This is a genomic window from Parabacteroides sp. TM07-1AC, assembly GCF_003480915.1.
In the GTDB taxonomy this organism is placed as follows: domain Bacteria; phylum Bacteroidota; class Bacteroidia; order Bacteroidales; family Tannerellaceae; genus Parabacteroides; species Parabacteroides chongii.
Genome location: NZ_QUKD01000008.1, coordinates 268,777 through 282,974, shown reverse-complemented (window position 1 = coordinate 282,974; position 14,198 = coordinate 268,777). Strand labels below are relative to the sequence as shown.

Genomic DNA, 14,198 nt, shown 5'->3' with positions numbered 1-14,198 from the left:
TTACAACTCAAGGTCTACATTAAACATTTCGTGCCAGGGCAAACCTTGCTCGTTCAGTTCTTTCATGAACGGATCCGGATTGAACTCTTCCACGTTCCATACGCCCGGTTTCTTCCATATTCCCTGCATGAAGAGCTTGGCACCGATCATGGCGGGAACGCCTGTCGTATAACTTACGCCCTGTGCGCCTGTTTCCTTGTAGGCTGCTTCGTGGCTGCAGTTGTTGTAGACGTAGTAAGTCTGTTCTTTTCCGTCCTTGATACCGCGGATACGGCAGCCGATAGAAGTTTCGCCCGTATAGTTTTCGCCCAGGTCACCCGGGTTAGGCAGTACGGCTTTCAGGAACTGGATCGGAACGATCTCCTGTCCGTTGTACATGATCGGGTCGATACGCGACATGCCGATATTCTGGATTACACGTAAATGAGTCAGGTATTCCTGTCCGAACGTCATCCAGAAGCGGGCACGCTTGATGGTCGGGAAGTTCTTTGTCAGACTTTCCAGCTCTTCGTGATACATCAGGTACGATTCGCGCGGACCTACATTCGGGTAGTTCAGCGGCTTGTGTACCGACAGCGGATCGGTGTCTTTCCATTCCCCGTCCTCGAAATATTTACCACGCTGGGTGATTTCGCGGATATTGATTTCCGGATTGAAGTTCGTAGCGAATGCCTTGTGGTGATCGCCTGCGTTGCAGTCTACGATGTCCAGATACTGGATTTCATCGAAATGATGCTTTGCTGCATAAGCTGTATATACTCCTGTTACGCCAGGATCGAATCCGCATCCCAGGATAGCCGTCAGCCCCGCCTTTTCAAAGCGGTCTTTGTAGGCCCACTGCCAGCTATATTCATATTTCGCCTCGTCCAGCGGTTCGTAGTTGGCGGTGTCGAGATAGCTGACACCGTAAGCCAGGCAGGCGTCCATGATGGAGAGGTCCTGATAAGGTAAAGCCAGGTTGACAACCAACTCGGGCTTGAAGTCATTAAACAATGCAACGAGCTCGTCCACGTTGTCCGCATTGACCTGTGCTGTCTTCACCTTCACATTCTTGATATCGGCAGCAATCTGGTCGCACTTGCTTTTCGTGCGGCTGGCCACCATGATATCGGTAAAAACATCAGCGTTCATCGCGATCTTTTTAACAGCAACGGTACTTACGCCCCCTGCACCAATAACTAATACTCTTCCCATTTACAAATAGAATTAATCTTGTTAATATACAGTTTACAAGGTTTTAAACCAAAGGACAAATATACGATTTATCTTTGGAAAAAAATCAAACAGTAGTCTAAAAACAATCGGACGGTGAGTCGTGTCTTTTTCTCTTAGGGGAAGCGGTGCAGCGTTTGTAAGTCGAACTGCATCTTATTTAATGTAAACGCAATGCCTGGATAAATATTAAAGTTAAAGTATATATAAATGCTTGGTTCTTATTGGGAACGCGTTATATTTGTATGTAGAATGCGAGATTTTTAGAGTTATTAAGAGTACGCATTTAAACCCTGACAATGGAAACAGAGTCTAAACAGTAGAATAAATATATTAATGTAGAGGAGAAACGAATATGAAACCCATGAAATTAACATCTTTAGTGGTGATGCTCCTGGTTGGCTTCAGTGCCGCAGCCCAGGAGGAGTTCTTTGATGATGTGTATTTCTCTTCAAGTAAAGAAAAAAAGAAAGAAAAAACAGAAGAGAAGGTTATACAGCCCAAAAAAGAAGATGCAACGGGATCTTCATCTGCAATCGTTTTGGCATCGGCTTCGGATTCGCATCCGGCGTTTGAAGAAAACAGGGACGTAGATGAATACAATAGGCGATATACATCTGTCGACGTGGAAGAACCTTATGATGAGGACTTCGATGACGAGGACGGAACTTATATCGAAGAATTACCGGATAACAACCAAAAGGTAACGAAGAAATCGGAACGCCGTTCGGATACGGAATATACGGAGCGTATTGTTCGTTATCATTCTCCGAGTAAGATCACGATTGCCGGTGCAGACCAGGTGGATCTGTATCTGAGCGACGGTTATTACAGTTATGGTTACGATACGGATTACTCAGACGGTAATGCCAATGTGAATGTGAACATTAACGTGGGTAATAACTGGGGAGGCTGGTACGGCTGGAACTCTCCGTGGTATAATAACTGGTATGACCCTTGGTATAGTTATAGTCCGTGGTGGACTTACTCTTCCTGGTATGGTCCCCGCTGGGGATTCGGCTGGGGCTGGGGTGGCTTCTATGCAGGCTGGAGCAGTCCTTGGTACGGCGGCTATTGGGGCGGCGGTTACTGGGGAGGTGGCGGCTATTGGGGACACCATCACCACCATTATTATAACCCGTACAACTACAGATCGTCGGGGCGTGCAATGTCAAGCCGTTATACTTCCGGAAGAAGTTCTTCCAGTCGCTATAGCTCCGCATCATCAAACCGTTCGTCATCTTACAGATCATCGAATCGTGCAACATCTTTAAGAAGTGAAAACAACCGTGCAAGCAGTGCAAGAGGATTGAGTTCTGATCGTTATTCTACACGTTCGTCGTCTGCTTCTTCAACGAGAGGAGAAAGCATAAGAAACAATAGTAGCATACGTTCTAGCAGAAGTTCGTCTTCTTCAGGTCGCGTACAGTCTGAATCTACGGTACGTACCCGTCCGAGTACGACAACTCGTAGAAGCGAATATACCGGTTCAGGTACAAGGTCTTCATCCGGATCTTATTCAGCTCCGGCAAGAAGTAGTAGCAGCCGTTCAAGTTTCAGCACATCTTCTCCTTCCAGAAGCCAGAGCACTTATTCCGCTCCTTCCAGAAGTAGCAGCAGTCGTAGTAGCTCATTCAGCAGTGGAGGTAGCAGTAGCAGCCGTTCAAGTGGCGGCGGAGGCGGCGGTCGTTCAGGTGGTCGCAGATAAAATATGAAAGAGATAATATAATTATAGTATAAGGGCCTGTATTCCTACATGAGCCCTTATATATTTAAAAGGTATTAACAAGAGAAACGATGAAAAGAATAACGTGCTTATTTATATCGGCATTTTTCCTGGCCGGTGGTGTCGCATATGCACAAGGTGAGATGGATGCATACAGATTGTCGCAGACGGATTTGAACGGGACTGCCCGTTATTTGGGTATGAGTGGCGCTTTTGGTGCATTAGGTGGGGATATATCGTCTATGTCTACTAACCCGGCCGGGTTGGGGATATATCGTAGCTCCGAAGTGGTTACTACGATAAGTTTATCAACGTCAAAAGCAAATACGAACTGGAATGGTTTTAAAGCGGATGCCAGTAAGACAAAGTTTAACTTTGACAATATTGCTTATGTGGGATATTTCCCGACAGGTAATGATGAAGGACTTGTAGGCTGGAATCTCGGTATTTCCTATAACCGGGTGAAGAGTTTTAACCGTTCTTACCGGATGAATGGGGCGCAGGCTTACTCGTTGGCAGATTATGTGGCTGATATGGCTTATGGTATTAAGGTTAGCGATCTTAAATATGTAGAAGGAAGTTATGAACCTTATAATAATCCCAACTTGCCTTGGTTGCCGATCTTAGGGTTTGATGCCGGTTTCTTCGATCCTTATGATGATAGTAGTGATGAGTATCATTCTGCTTTCGGAAAGCAAGGGGCGAACGGCTGGGAAAGTTATAGTCCTCAAAATGCCGATTTGTTGGTGAATGAGAAAGGATCTATCGGTCAATATAATATTTCGTTTGCAACTAATATCTCCGATCGATTTTTCCTGGGAGCAACGGTTGCCATAACGGATCTGGATTTCAGTATGACGACTAAGTATACGGAGGATTTTCCTATGGCTAGTCAGTTGTGGATGGATAATGGTTTGTCTACGGATGGAACAGGTTATGCTTTTAATGTAGGAGCAATCGTACGTCCGGTAGATTTTCTGCGTGTCGGTGTTGCCTATAATTCTCCGACGTGGTATAAACTGACCGACTATTTCAGCGGTACAGCTCAAACCATTATCAACAATCAGAAGTGGGATCCGATGAGTACACCTAAATCTCAAGCCGGAGATTATCATCTTCGTACTCCGGATCGTTGGATATTCAGTGTGGCAGGTGTCGGACAGAACTTCCTGATCAGTGCCGATTATGAATTGACTAATTATAAGCGGATGAACTTGAACGACTTGGATGGGTTTGATTTGCAGGCTACGGATGATATTAAGAAGGATTTTGGAATGTCCGGAACATTGAAAGTGGGAGCAGAATATAAAATAACTCCCCAGTTTTCTGTTCGTGCCGGAACTTTATGGAAAACTTCTCCAATGAAGCAACATGTAAAGGATGGTATCCCGCCATTGAATGAGAAGGGAGAATATTATACTCAAGCCATAGGGGTTGTGGGTACTATTCCTAATTACACCGTGGATAAAGGTACTAATTCCTATTCTGTAGGTTTGGGATATCGTTTTACCCCTAATTTTTATATGGATTTAGCTTGTGTTTATCGTGTGTATAAAGAGGATGCTTATGCTTTTCCCAGTACTTATCATGCGGGAATAAGCGATGTTGATGAGTTATTGAAAGAAGGTGTGGTTGTTAAATCCGACCCTGCTTCTTTGAAGACAAAAACGACGCAGGTAGCTTTAACCTTGGGGTATAAGTTCTAAAAATATAGTTTGTTAGCAAATGTCCCCTGTTTGTACATAAAACGTACAGGCAGGGGACATTTTTGTATAAAAATAACAGAAATATTTGTCCGTTTAAAATACTTTTTGTTCTTTTGCTTTCGAAAACAAAATTGTCTAACATTTAAAACCTCGTTGCCTATAGCATAAACATTACTCAAAGAAACTATAAAACATAGAAGTAATGAAGACTTTAAAATCGATGACCGACGAAGAACTGGTTGTCATTTATGCGCAAGGTAATAATGCTGCGTTTGATGTGTTGTTGAACCGTCATAAAAGCAGTATCCATTCCTATATTTACTTTATAGTCCGCAATAAGGAATTGACAGAAGATATCTTTCAGGAGACTTTTGTTAAGGTGATTATGACTATTAAGCAGGGCCGTTACACAGAAAACGGTAAGTTTAAAGCATGGATCACACGTATTGCACATAATCTGATCATTGATAACTTCCGCCAGGAACGCAGTGAGAATACGGTTTCCAACGATGAAGTGGAAGTGGATCTGTTCAATAATATAAAACTTTGCGACGGAACGATTGAAGATAACATCGTACGCCACCAGGTATTGTCGGATGTGAAGAAACTGGTAAAACATTTGCCCGACAGTCAGCGTGAAGTGCTGGAGATGCGGTATTATCAGGATCTGAGCTTTAAAGAAATTGCCGATATCACAGGTGTCAGTATAAATACGGCATTGGGGCGCATGCGTTATGCGATCCTGAACATGCGCCGTATGGCTGAAGAAAACAGCATAGAGTTATCTATGGCATGATCGGTTCACGAAGCGAGCCAATTGTGATTTTTATCATCCGGTAAAAAATATTCTCCGGTTCATATAATAAGTAGAATAATCTCCCGTTTTATTATCAAACGAATAAAAAGGGGATGCCTATGAAGAGATTTTCTACACAATGTATGGATGGATTGAAAGATAGAACTAAAAAGAACCGGAACGAGAAGAAAAGTACACCAAGCAGACAAACGCTTGATTTCCTTTCTCAATTTGCAAGGAGCTACCACGTAGAGCCTGCATTGCAACCGGAACTCTGTGGTTATGTGATGAACTAAGAAATTGAAGGAAAGAGGACACTAACATCGTGTTCTCTTTCCTTTTTTTGTACCTTTGCCAAAAAGACTTGAGATTATGAAACATAAAATTGCTCCTTCTTTGTTGTCTGCCGATTTCCTGAACCTGCAAAAAGAGGTGGAAATGATCAATAATAGTGAGGCAGACTGGTTGCACATGGATATTATGGATGGTGTTTTCGTCCCGAATATATCTTTCGGTTTTCCGGTGCTGGATGCTGTCAAGCCTATCCTGAAGAAACCGATGGATGTACATCTGATGATTGTCGAACCCCAGAAATTTGTCAAGGAAGTAGCTGCGGCAGGTGCTTATATGATGAATGTGCATTATGAAGCCTGTACGCATCTGCATCGGACTATCGGTGCGATAAAAGAGGCTGGTATGAAGGCGGCTGTTACTTTAAATCCGCATTCTCCGATCAGTTTGCTGGAAGATATTATTCAGGATTTGGATATGGTTTTGCTGATGTCGGTTAATCCGGGCTTCGGCGGACAACGTTTTATCGAGCATTCAGTCAATAAGACGACTCGTCTGAAAGAAATGATCCGCGAGAGGGGACTGGATACGCTGATCGAGGTAGATGGCGGCGTGAATCTGGAAACAGGAAAACGATTGCTTGAAGCCGGGGCGGATGTACTGGTTGCCGGTAGCTTTGTTTTCAGCTCTCCTGATCCGATACAAACGATAAAAGAGCTGAAAGAGATGTAGAGAATTTGATAACCAACCAAAACCGACCTTTGTATGATCCTGAAAGAAATACAGAAGCGGCCGTTTGTCAGGCCGCTTTTCATTTGGATAACCGGAATCTTGCTGCAATCTTCCTTTCATTGTAGTCTCGTCTCGTTGTTACTGATCGTAGTTTCTATGATCTTCGTCGCTTTTGCCTGGCTGGCTCCGGGCATGCAGCCGGAAGGTTGTAATTATGAATTACGCTGGATATGGGGCGTGGTATTCCTTTCTTTATTGCTTAGCTTTTCGATACAGCGGACTGCTTACTGGCAGGACAGGAGGGAAGAACCTGCTGTTTCCTCATTAATGAAATTTGCCCGGCAGGAACAAGCCGACTTGCTGAAGCCTTTCGACCGGCTGAATCTGTCTAAAGAAGAGAAGTCGGTGCTGGCAACCATTACGCTGGGATATCGTAAAGATATGAGCCGTGATGTGAGGAAGCGGTTTTCCGTCACCGGTGTTGCCCATCTTTTGGCAGTAAGTGGTTTTCATGTGGCTGTCGTCTGCGGGTTCCTGTCTTTCCTGTTCTCTTTTTTGCCTAAGAGTGGTTTCTGTAGATGGGGGAGGTATTTGTCGACACTTTGCCTGCTTTGGTGTTTTGTGGTGGTAACCGGATTGGCACCGTCGGCTGTTCGTGCCGGTTTGATGCTGACGCTTTATCTGACCGGGCAGGTACTTAGGCGGAGGACTGACGGGTATAATACATTGGCGGCAGCAGCTTTCTGCATGTTGGTCTTTAATCCGTTGTATCTCTTCGATGTCGGTTTTCAGTTGAGCTATCTGGCTGTCTTGGCGATCTTGTTTCTACAACCTCGTTTACAGAACCTTATCGTCGTGAGAAATCCGTTGGTGGCAATACCCTGGGGCTGGATAACCGTCACACTGGCAGCTCAGGCGGGAACGACCTTGCTTTGCCTCTATTATTTCCGGCAGTTCTCGCTGGTCTTCCTTTGCACCAATCTGCCATTGACCTTCCTGTCGACCTTTCTTATTCCGGCAGGGCTTGTCTGGCTCTTGCTTCCTCCCGGTATTCCCGGATACGGATTGTTGCAGCTGTTTGTAGAAAAGCTGACGCATACCTTGTTTTGGATCGTAGATGCTTTCAGTCGCGTGACGCAGGTTACTTTTCAGGGGCGTATCGATGTATGGTTTACCGTGCTGGGATATTCTTCCATACTCTCATTCTTATTGTATGTCAAAACCAGGCGGCCGGGGTTTCTTCTGGCAGGTTTACTTCTATTGTTATTTATATTCTTTGAATTGCTTATTGAACGTTTTTTTACTGGGTAGAACGCAAAAAAGTACTACCTTTGTCACTGTAAACAAGATTATATATGATTACAAAAATCATTCACGAAGAGAAAATACAGAAAGCCAAGAAATACGTTGAGAAAGGCGAAAGTTTTGTCATTGTAACCCATGTCACCCCTGACGGTGATGCTATTGGTTCTTCTTTGGGGTTGTACCATTTCCTTACTACGTATGGTAAAGATAATGTAACAGTTGTTGTCCCGAATGAATTTCCCTCGTTCTACAGATGGATGCCGGGAGCAAAAGATATTGTGATTCATGAGAAGTATCCTGATTTTGCCGAACAGCTGATCCATGATGCGGATGTTATTTTTTGCCTGGACTTTAACGAGCCTAAGCGTATCGAGAAGCTGGCTCCTGCCGTTATCGCTTCTGAAGGGCGTAAGGTGATGATCGATCATCATCTGAATCCGGCCGATTTCTGTCGGGTAACGATGTCGTATCCGGAAATGTCGTCGACCAGCGAGATGGTTTTCCGTTTCATTTGCCGTATGGGAATGTTCGATCTGATGACGAAAGAGGCGGCTGCATGTATCTATACAGGGATGATGACGGATACCGGTTCGTTTACTTATAATTCCAATAAACCGGAAATTTATACGATCATCAGTGAGCTGATCAAGAAAGGGATCGATAAAGACTTGATATATCGTAAGGTATTCCAGGTTTACTCTGAATCTCGTCTGCGCATGCAAGGGTATGTCTTGTATGAAAAGATGAGGATTTATCCGGAACATCATGCGGCCCTGATAACTCTTTCAAAGGAGGAATTGGATCGGTTCCATTACAAAACAGGGGATACGGAGGGTTTTGTCAATATGCCGTTAAGTATTGAGGGAGTTACATTCAGTGTCTTTATCCGTGAAGACAGAGATTATATTAAAGTCTCACTCCGTTCGGTAGGTGATTTTCCTTGTAACCTGTTTGCTTGTCAGTATTTTAATGGCGGCGGACATAAAAATGCTTCCGGCGGAGAGTTTTTCGGCTCTTTGGAGGATGCTGTAGCTACGTTTGAAAAGGGATTGAAAGAATTTAATCCTAATAAAACAGAAGAAATAGAGAAACTTGCCTGAGATATGGCAGATATTATTTACATTTGTCGCTCATTTATACATTAAAGAATAACAGATGAAGAGAGGTTTTAATATCCTGATGATTTTGTGTGTGGCTCTGCTGGTGGCTTCGTGCGATAAAACGAAGTCGTATACTGAGCATTTGAAGGATGAGAGGAAAGCGATTGATCGGTTGATTGATCATGAGGGATTTAAGATTCTTAAAAACTATCCGTCAGATGGTGTTTTTAAGGAAAATGAATTTGTGAAGTTGGACAATGATGTGTATCTGAACGTGATAGATTCCGGTAATGGGAATAGGGCGGTATTGGGACAAACAAAGGTCTTTTGCCGGTTTGAAGCGTATGGAATACTGGATTCGGATACAGCTTATTTAATGGCTAATAACCTAACTTACGGACCATCATATGTCTATGGATATCCAACTGAATTTGTTTTCGGTTATAATGTTTATTCCGGAGAATATGTAAATTACTTCCCTGATCAATTTGTCGGCGAAGGGTTGGCAACGCCTCTATATCATGTAGGGGAAGGGGCTGTCGTTCGACTGATTGTTCCGTTTAAGCGGATGGGAAATACTTTTCAAAGCCAATATTTCCCGGTTTATTTCAAAAAAGTAAGATATACATTTGAAAAATAATCTAATTTACTTATGACTCTAATTAAATCTATTTCCGGTATTCGCGGTACAATAGGCGGAGCACCGGAGGACGGACTAAATCCGTTGGCCATAGTGAAGTTTGTAGCAGCTTATGCTACCTTCATCAGAAAAAACACGACAGTTACAACAAATAAAATCGTAGTCGGACGCGATGCCCGCATCTCAGGACCGATGGTTAAACAGGTGGTTTTGGGTACGCTTACAGGTATGGGATTCGATGTTGTCGATATCGATCTGGCTACAACCCCGACTACTGAATTAGCCGTAGCTATGGAAGGAGCATGCGGCGGTATTATATTGACTGCCAGTCATAATCCGAAACAATGGAATGCCTTGAAGTTGTTGAACGAGAAAGGTGAGTTCCTGAATGCTGCTGAAGGTGCTGAGGTACTGGATATTGCAGCTTCCGAAAGTTTTGAATTTGCAGATGTCGATCATTTGGGAAAAGTGATTGTCGACAATACATATAAACAGAAACATATCGAGAGTGTACTCAATCTTGACCTGGTGGACGTAGAAGCTATCAAGGCGGCTAACTTCCGGGTAGCTATTGATGCAGTGAACTCTGTGGGTGGTATCGTTTTGCCGGATTTGCTGTATGCATTGGGTGTAAAGGAAATCTTTAAACTGCATTGTGCACCTCACGGAAACTTCTCTCATAATCCGGAACCTATCCCTGAAAACCTGACAGAGATTTCAGACCTGATGAAGCATGCGAAAGCAGATGTCGGTTTCGTTGTCGATCCGGATGTAGACCGTTTGGCTATTATCTGCGAAGACGGTGAAATGTTTGGTGAAGAATATACATTAGTAGCTGTTGCCGATTATATTTTGAGTCATACTCCCGGTAACACTGTCAGCAATCTGAGTTCAAGCCGTGCATTGCGTGATGTCACTCGTGCTCATGGTTGCGAATACAATGCAGCTGCTGTAGGTGAGGTAAATGTTGTTACGAAGATGAAAGCAACCAATGCAGTGATTGGCGGTGAAGGCAACGGCGGTGTGATCTATCCGGCCAGCCATTACGGTCGTGATGCGTTGGTAGGTATCGCTTTGTTCCTGACTCATCTGGCAAAGAAGAAAATGAAGACAAGTGAGTTACGTGCCAGCTATCCTCCGTATTTCATCTCTAAACAGAAAGTACAACTGACTCCGGATATCGATGTGGATGCTATCCTGGCTAAAGTAAAAGAGAAATTCGCTCAATATGATATTACAGATATCGATGGTGTGAAGATCGACTTCCCGGATAAGTGGGTTCACCTTCGTAAAAGTAATACAGAACCGATCATCCGTATCTATTCAGAAGCTCACACTATGGAAGAAGCTGAAGAGATTGGCGGCGAACTGATCGCGGTGATCAACGAGATGTGTAAGTAATCCAAAGAATACATATAAAAACGCTTATAAACCATTCACCCTTCACCTTTTCCTTCTTAAAGTACTGGTTTGTTTTACTTTAAGTGGGTGAATGGAGGGTGAACGGTTTCTCTGAAAGGTGAATGGTTGGCTTAAACCGTTCACCTTTTGAGTTTCATATTTTCCCGCACTTAAAATAAGTAACACTTTTCTCCCTGTATATTACCACAAAACCAATAATAAACTATACCTTTAGATACGACTTTGAAATCAAAGGATGGCTGTCGTTAAGCTTTGCGACCTCCGTCGTTAAGCTTGATGACGGAGGTGGTTAAGCATGCCGACCACGGTCGTTAAGTGAAAGAGTTATAGGGTTTGCCTTAAATAGTACTGACTTACTCCTTACTTACAAGTGAGGCAGGGAGTAGAAAAAACAATCGTATATATGCCAGCAAAGTATTTGTTTTACAAAAATCCTCATTCTCCCGGACAGGAAGAAGAAGAAGGCGTATTGCATGCCCGTGTCGTGGAAGGGCAGGTGCTGCGTTTTGAAAAGTTATGTGAGATAATTGCCGATCGCGGTACCTTCAATGAAGGAGAGGTCAAAGGTATAATGACTTTTTTTAAAGAAGAGTTGGTTCGGGCACTGAAAGACGGTGACTCGGTGGAGATCGATGGGATAGGTTCGTTTTATGTTACGGCTAAATGTCCGCCTATACGTGACCCCAAAGAGATCAGGGCGGAAAGTATCCGGTTTTCGAAAGTTGTTTTCCGGGCCTGTAAGGAACTGAAAAAGGAGATGAGCTCCATGCATTTCGAGAGGGCGACGGATTATCGAAAAAAAGTGGCCTACATTCCCGGGCAACGTCAGGAACGTATTCTCCGTTATCTGTCGAATCACAGGGAGGTCACCAGTTCCGATTGCATGGGGGTGAATGTCTGTTCCCGTTATATAGCCCAGCAGGATCTGAAGTTGTTGAGAGAAGAGGGGCGTATCGTTCGTCTGGGAGGTCCGAAAGTAGCTGTTTATGTTTTAGCGGAGAAAAAAGAGGTGTGAAATGAAAGTTACATTATTGAAAGGAAATCTGAGTTCCGGCAAGCTGGTGGCACTGGAAACCGTCGCGGAACGTATAAAGGATGAGGATCAAGCCCGGCGGGTGAGGGATATGCGTGAAATGATTCCTTATTGTTCGCCCGGAAGCCGGTTGGCTGATGCGGAAAAAATTCCGGTGGTACTCTTTGCTTCCGGTTATAAGGAGCAGGTTTGGAAGCAGTATAACGGTTTGGTTTTACTGGAATTTAATCGTTTGGCAAACAGGGCGGAGGCCAGGCGGTTGCGTGATGAGATTACAAAGTACAACCAGCCTTTATTGGCCTTTATCGGTTCAAGCGGATTGAGTGTGAAGGTCGTGGTTCGCTATACGCTGCCGGACGGTTCGCTGCCGGTGGAGAAAGAGGCGGCGGATTGTTTTCATGCACATGCCTATCGCAGGGCGGTATTGCATTATCAGGCGCAATTACAGTGGCCGGTCGATTTCAAGGAGCCGTCGCTCGACCGGGGATGCCGCTTGTCGTTCGATCCGGAGTGTTTTTATAATCCGGAGTCGTTGCCTGTCCGGATGGAACAGCCGTTGAAGATGCCTGAAGATTCCGCATATACGGAACAGATACGGGTTTCTGATGATCCGCTGGCACGTATCTTGCCGGGTGTGGAGCAATATAATAAGATGGCAATGCTTTTCGAGACTTGCCTGAATCAGGTGTATCGCGAACAGGGTCCCGATTGGGGAGAGAAGGAACCGAAAGATTTTATAGCGGCGGTCAGTGCGCTTTGTTTCGATTCGGGTGTTCCGGAGGAAGATGTCGTGCGCTGGCTTTATTTCCGGATGTGGAGTCTTGGCGATCAGCCTTTGTTGAGGCTGACGGTTCATAATGTGTATCTTTCGCGTAAATCGTTCGGGAAAAAACCTTGCCTGCCGCAGCCGATGAACCTGCTGGCACGGATGGAGGAGTTTCTGAAACGGCGGTATGAGTTTCGGAAGAACGAGATTATCGGGGAGGTAGAGTACAGGGAGAAACATTCTTTCTGTTTTCGTTTCCGACCGGTGACGCCGGAGGTGCTGAACGGGATCTGTCTGAATGCGATGGAGGAAGGGCTCGATATCTGGGATAAAGATGTGAGGCGTTATATTTATTCACCGCGGGTACCGAACTATAATCCGCTGGAGGAGTTTCTATACAATTTGCCGGGATGGGACGGAAAGGACCGGATACGTGCATTGGCGGATACGGTGCCGACATCGGATCCGGAGTGGAGGAATCGTTTTTATGTCTGGTTTGTCAGCATGGTTGCGCATTGGCAAAAGACAGACCGGCTGTATGCGAACAGCCTGGTGCCGGTACTGGTTGGCGGACAAGGGATTTCGAAATCGACGTTTTTCCGTTTGCTTCTGCCGCCTGTGTTAAGGGATTATCATGCGGAAAGTATTAATTTGGAGAATAAGAGTGAAGCGGAGTTATTGATGGCTCAGAACGTGTTGATCACGATCGATGAGTTCGACCGTTTGAGCCGGAAGTATCAGGCTGATTTGAAACACCTGATCCAGAAACCGGAAGTGAAGATACGCCGCCCGCATCAGAAGACATTTCAGCAGATGAGGCGTTTGGCTTCTTTTTCGGCTACGGCCAATCCGATGGAGTTGCTGACCGATCCGACCGGCAGTCGTCGGTATGTATGTGTACAGGTAACGGGGCCGATCGATGTTTCTTCTCCGTTGGAGTACGAACAGTTGTATGCGCAGGCAGTCCATGCTATTCGTTCGGGCGAACGTTATTGGCTGAATACGGAAGAAGAGCAGCTGTTGACGCAGAGTAATGCCGGTTTTCAAGACGAGCCGTTGGAGATGCAATATCTGTTCAGTTATTTCCGTTTGCCGGAAGAAGGGGAGCGGAAAGAGCGGTTTACGTCAGTCGAATTGTTGGATATTATTTCGGAACGCTCCAAACGGAAGTTCAGTAATACGTCGGCTTGTCGTTTCGGTAAAATGCTGAATGCCTCAGGGATTCGGAAGATACATACGAGGACTGGGAATTATTATTGTTTGGTGAGGAAAGTGTAGAAAATAATGAACCCAAATGACAGGTTTTGTAGGGGCGGGGTTTGCCCGCCCTTTGCGACAATAATATAACAACCGGTGAAGAAGGGCGGGCAGACCCCGCCCCTACGGTCGAACCTGCCTGTTCCATTATGACGGCGCCTGTAAGGGCGGTTCGCGAACCGCCCCTACCAACGACACTACATTCAAAACTG

12 protein-coding genes are annotated in these 14,198 nt (G+C 44.9%); 11 read left to right on the top strand and 1 reads right to left on the bottom strand.

Features of this window, described 5'->3' with window-relative positions; translation table 11 throughout:
- Positions 1–1,194 (bottom strand): saccharopine dehydrogenase family protein, encoded by a 1,194-nt coding sequence (locus tag DXD68_RS16825; protein ID WP_122362677.1) that lies wholly within the window; start codon positions 1,192–1,194, stop codon positions 1–3.
- A 373-nt stretch (positions 1,195–1,567) separates the two neighbouring features.
- Between DXD68_RS16825 and DXD68_RS16820 the strand changes: the two genes are divergently transcribed.
- The 11 genes from DXD68_RS16820 (at position 1,568) to DXD68_RS16770 (ending at position 14,007) form a co-directional block, all read left to right on the top strand.
- Positions 1,568–2,920: a hypothetical protein gene (locus tag DXD68_RS16820; protein WP_122362676.1), complete on the top strand. Its 1,353-nt coding sequence runs from the start codon at positions 1,568–1,570 to the stop codon at positions 2,918–2,920.
- Positions 2,921–3,009: 89 nt separating this feature from the next.
- A complete protein-coding gene (locus tag DXD68_RS16815) occupies positions 3,010–4,644 on the top strand; it encodes an OmpP1/FadL family transporter (RefSeq protein ID WP_122362675.1) in 1,635 nt (544 codons plus the stop codon).
- A 202-nt stretch (positions 4,645–4,846) separates the two neighbouring features.
- Entirely contained in the window at positions 4,847–5,440 is a 594-nt protein-coding gene (locus DXD68_RS16810; RefSeq protein WP_122362674.1) for an RNA polymerase sigma factor, read from the top strand.
- 119 nt (positions 5,441–5,559) lie between these two features.
- A complete protein-coding gene (locus DXD68_RS24320) occupies positions 5,560–5,736 on the top strand; it encodes a hypothetical protein (RefSeq protein WP_199715718.1) in 177 nt (58 codons plus the stop codon).
- Between the two features lie 76 nt (positions 5,737–5,812).
- Entirely contained in the window at positions 5,813–6,463 is a 651-nt protein-coding gene (rpe, locus tag DXD68_RS16800) for a ribulose-phosphate 3-epimerase (protein ID WP_122362672.1), read from the top strand.
- Between the two features lie 36 nt (positions 6,464–6,499).
- Entirely contained in the window at positions 6,500–7,774 is a 1,275-nt protein-coding gene (locus tag DXD68_RS16795; RefSeq protein WP_122362718.1) for a ComEC/Rec2 family competence protein, read from the top strand.
- A 44-nt stretch (positions 7,775–7,818) separates the two neighbouring features.
- Entirely contained in the window at positions 7,819–8,868 is a 1,050-nt protein-coding gene (locus tag DXD68_RS16790; protein ID WP_122362671.1) for a DHH family phosphoesterase, read from the top strand.
- Positions 8,869–8,923: 55 nt separating this feature from the next.
- Entirely contained in the window at positions 8,924–9,508 is a 585-nt protein-coding gene (locus DXD68_RS16785; protein WP_122362670.1) for a DUF4827 domain-containing protein, read from the top strand.
- Between the two features lie 12 nt (positions 9,509–9,520).
- Positions 9,521–10,909, top strand: a complete 1,389-nt coding sequence (gene glmM / locus DXD68_RS16780; RefSeq protein ID WP_122362669.1) for a phosphoglucosamine mutase — start codon at positions 9,521–9,523, stop codon at positions 10,907–10,909.
- A gap of 424 nt (positions 10,910–11,333) precedes the next feature.
- The gene (locus DXD68_RS16775; RefSeq protein WP_122362668.1) at positions 11,334–11,945 is read left to right on the top strand and encodes an HU family DNA-binding protein; all 612 of its coding nucleotides are present in this window, start codon (positions 11,334–11,336) and stop codon (positions 11,943–11,945) included.
- 1 nt (position 11,946) lies between these two features.
- The gene (locus DXD68_RS16770; protein ID WP_122362667.1) at positions 11,947–14,007 is read left to right on the top strand and encodes a BT4734/BF3469 family protein; all 2,061 of its coding nucleotides are present in this window, start codon (positions 11,947–11,949) and stop codon (positions 14,005–14,007) included.
- The last annotated feature ends 191 nt before the right edge of the window (positions 14,008–14,198 follow it).

Bases quoted from the DNA above. Each gene is read 5' to 3' on its own strand.
- DXD68_RS16825 (WP_122362677.1), bottom strand. From the start codon at position 1,194: ATGGGAAGAGTATTAGTTATTGGTGCAGGGGGCGTAAGTACCGTTGCT.
- DXD68_RS16820 (WP_122362676.1), top strand. From the start codon at position 1,568: ATGAAACCCATGAAATTAACATCTTTAGTGGTGATGCTCCTGGTTGGC.
- DXD68_RS16815 (WP_122362675.1), top strand. From the start codon at position 3,010: ATGAAAAGAATAACGTGCTTATTTATATCGGCATTTTTCCTGGCCGGT.
- DXD68_RS16810 (WP_122362674.1), top strand. From the start codon at position 4,847: ATGAAGACTTTAAAATCGATGACCGACGAAGAACTGGTTGTCATTTAT.
- DXD68_RS24320 (WP_199715718.1), top strand. From the start codon at position 5,560: ATGAAGAGATTTTCTACACAATGTATGGATGGATTGAAAGATAGAACT.
- rpe (WP_122362672.1), top strand. From the start codon at position 5,813: ATGAAACATAAAATTGCTCCTTCTTTGTTGTCTGCCGATTTCCTGAAC.
- DXD68_RS16790 (WP_122362671.1), top strand. From the start codon at position 7,819: ATGATTACAAAAATCATTCACGAAGAGAAAATACAGAAAGCCAAGAAA.
- DXD68_RS16785 (WP_122362670.1), top strand. From the start codon at position 8,924: ATGAAGAGAGGTTTTAATATCCTGATGATTTTGTGTGTGGCTCTGCTG.
- glmM (WP_122362669.1), top strand. From the start codon at position 9,521: ATGACTCTAATTAAATCTATTTCCGGTATTCGCGGTACAATAGGCGGA.
- DXD68_RS16775 (WP_122362668.1), top strand. From the start codon at position 11,334: ATGCCAGCAAAGTATTTGTTTTACAAAAATCCTCATTCTCCCGGACAG.
- DXD68_RS16770 (WP_122362667.1), top strand. From the start codon at position 11,947: ATGAAAGTTACATTATTGAAAGGAAATCTGAGTTCCGGCAAGCTGGTG.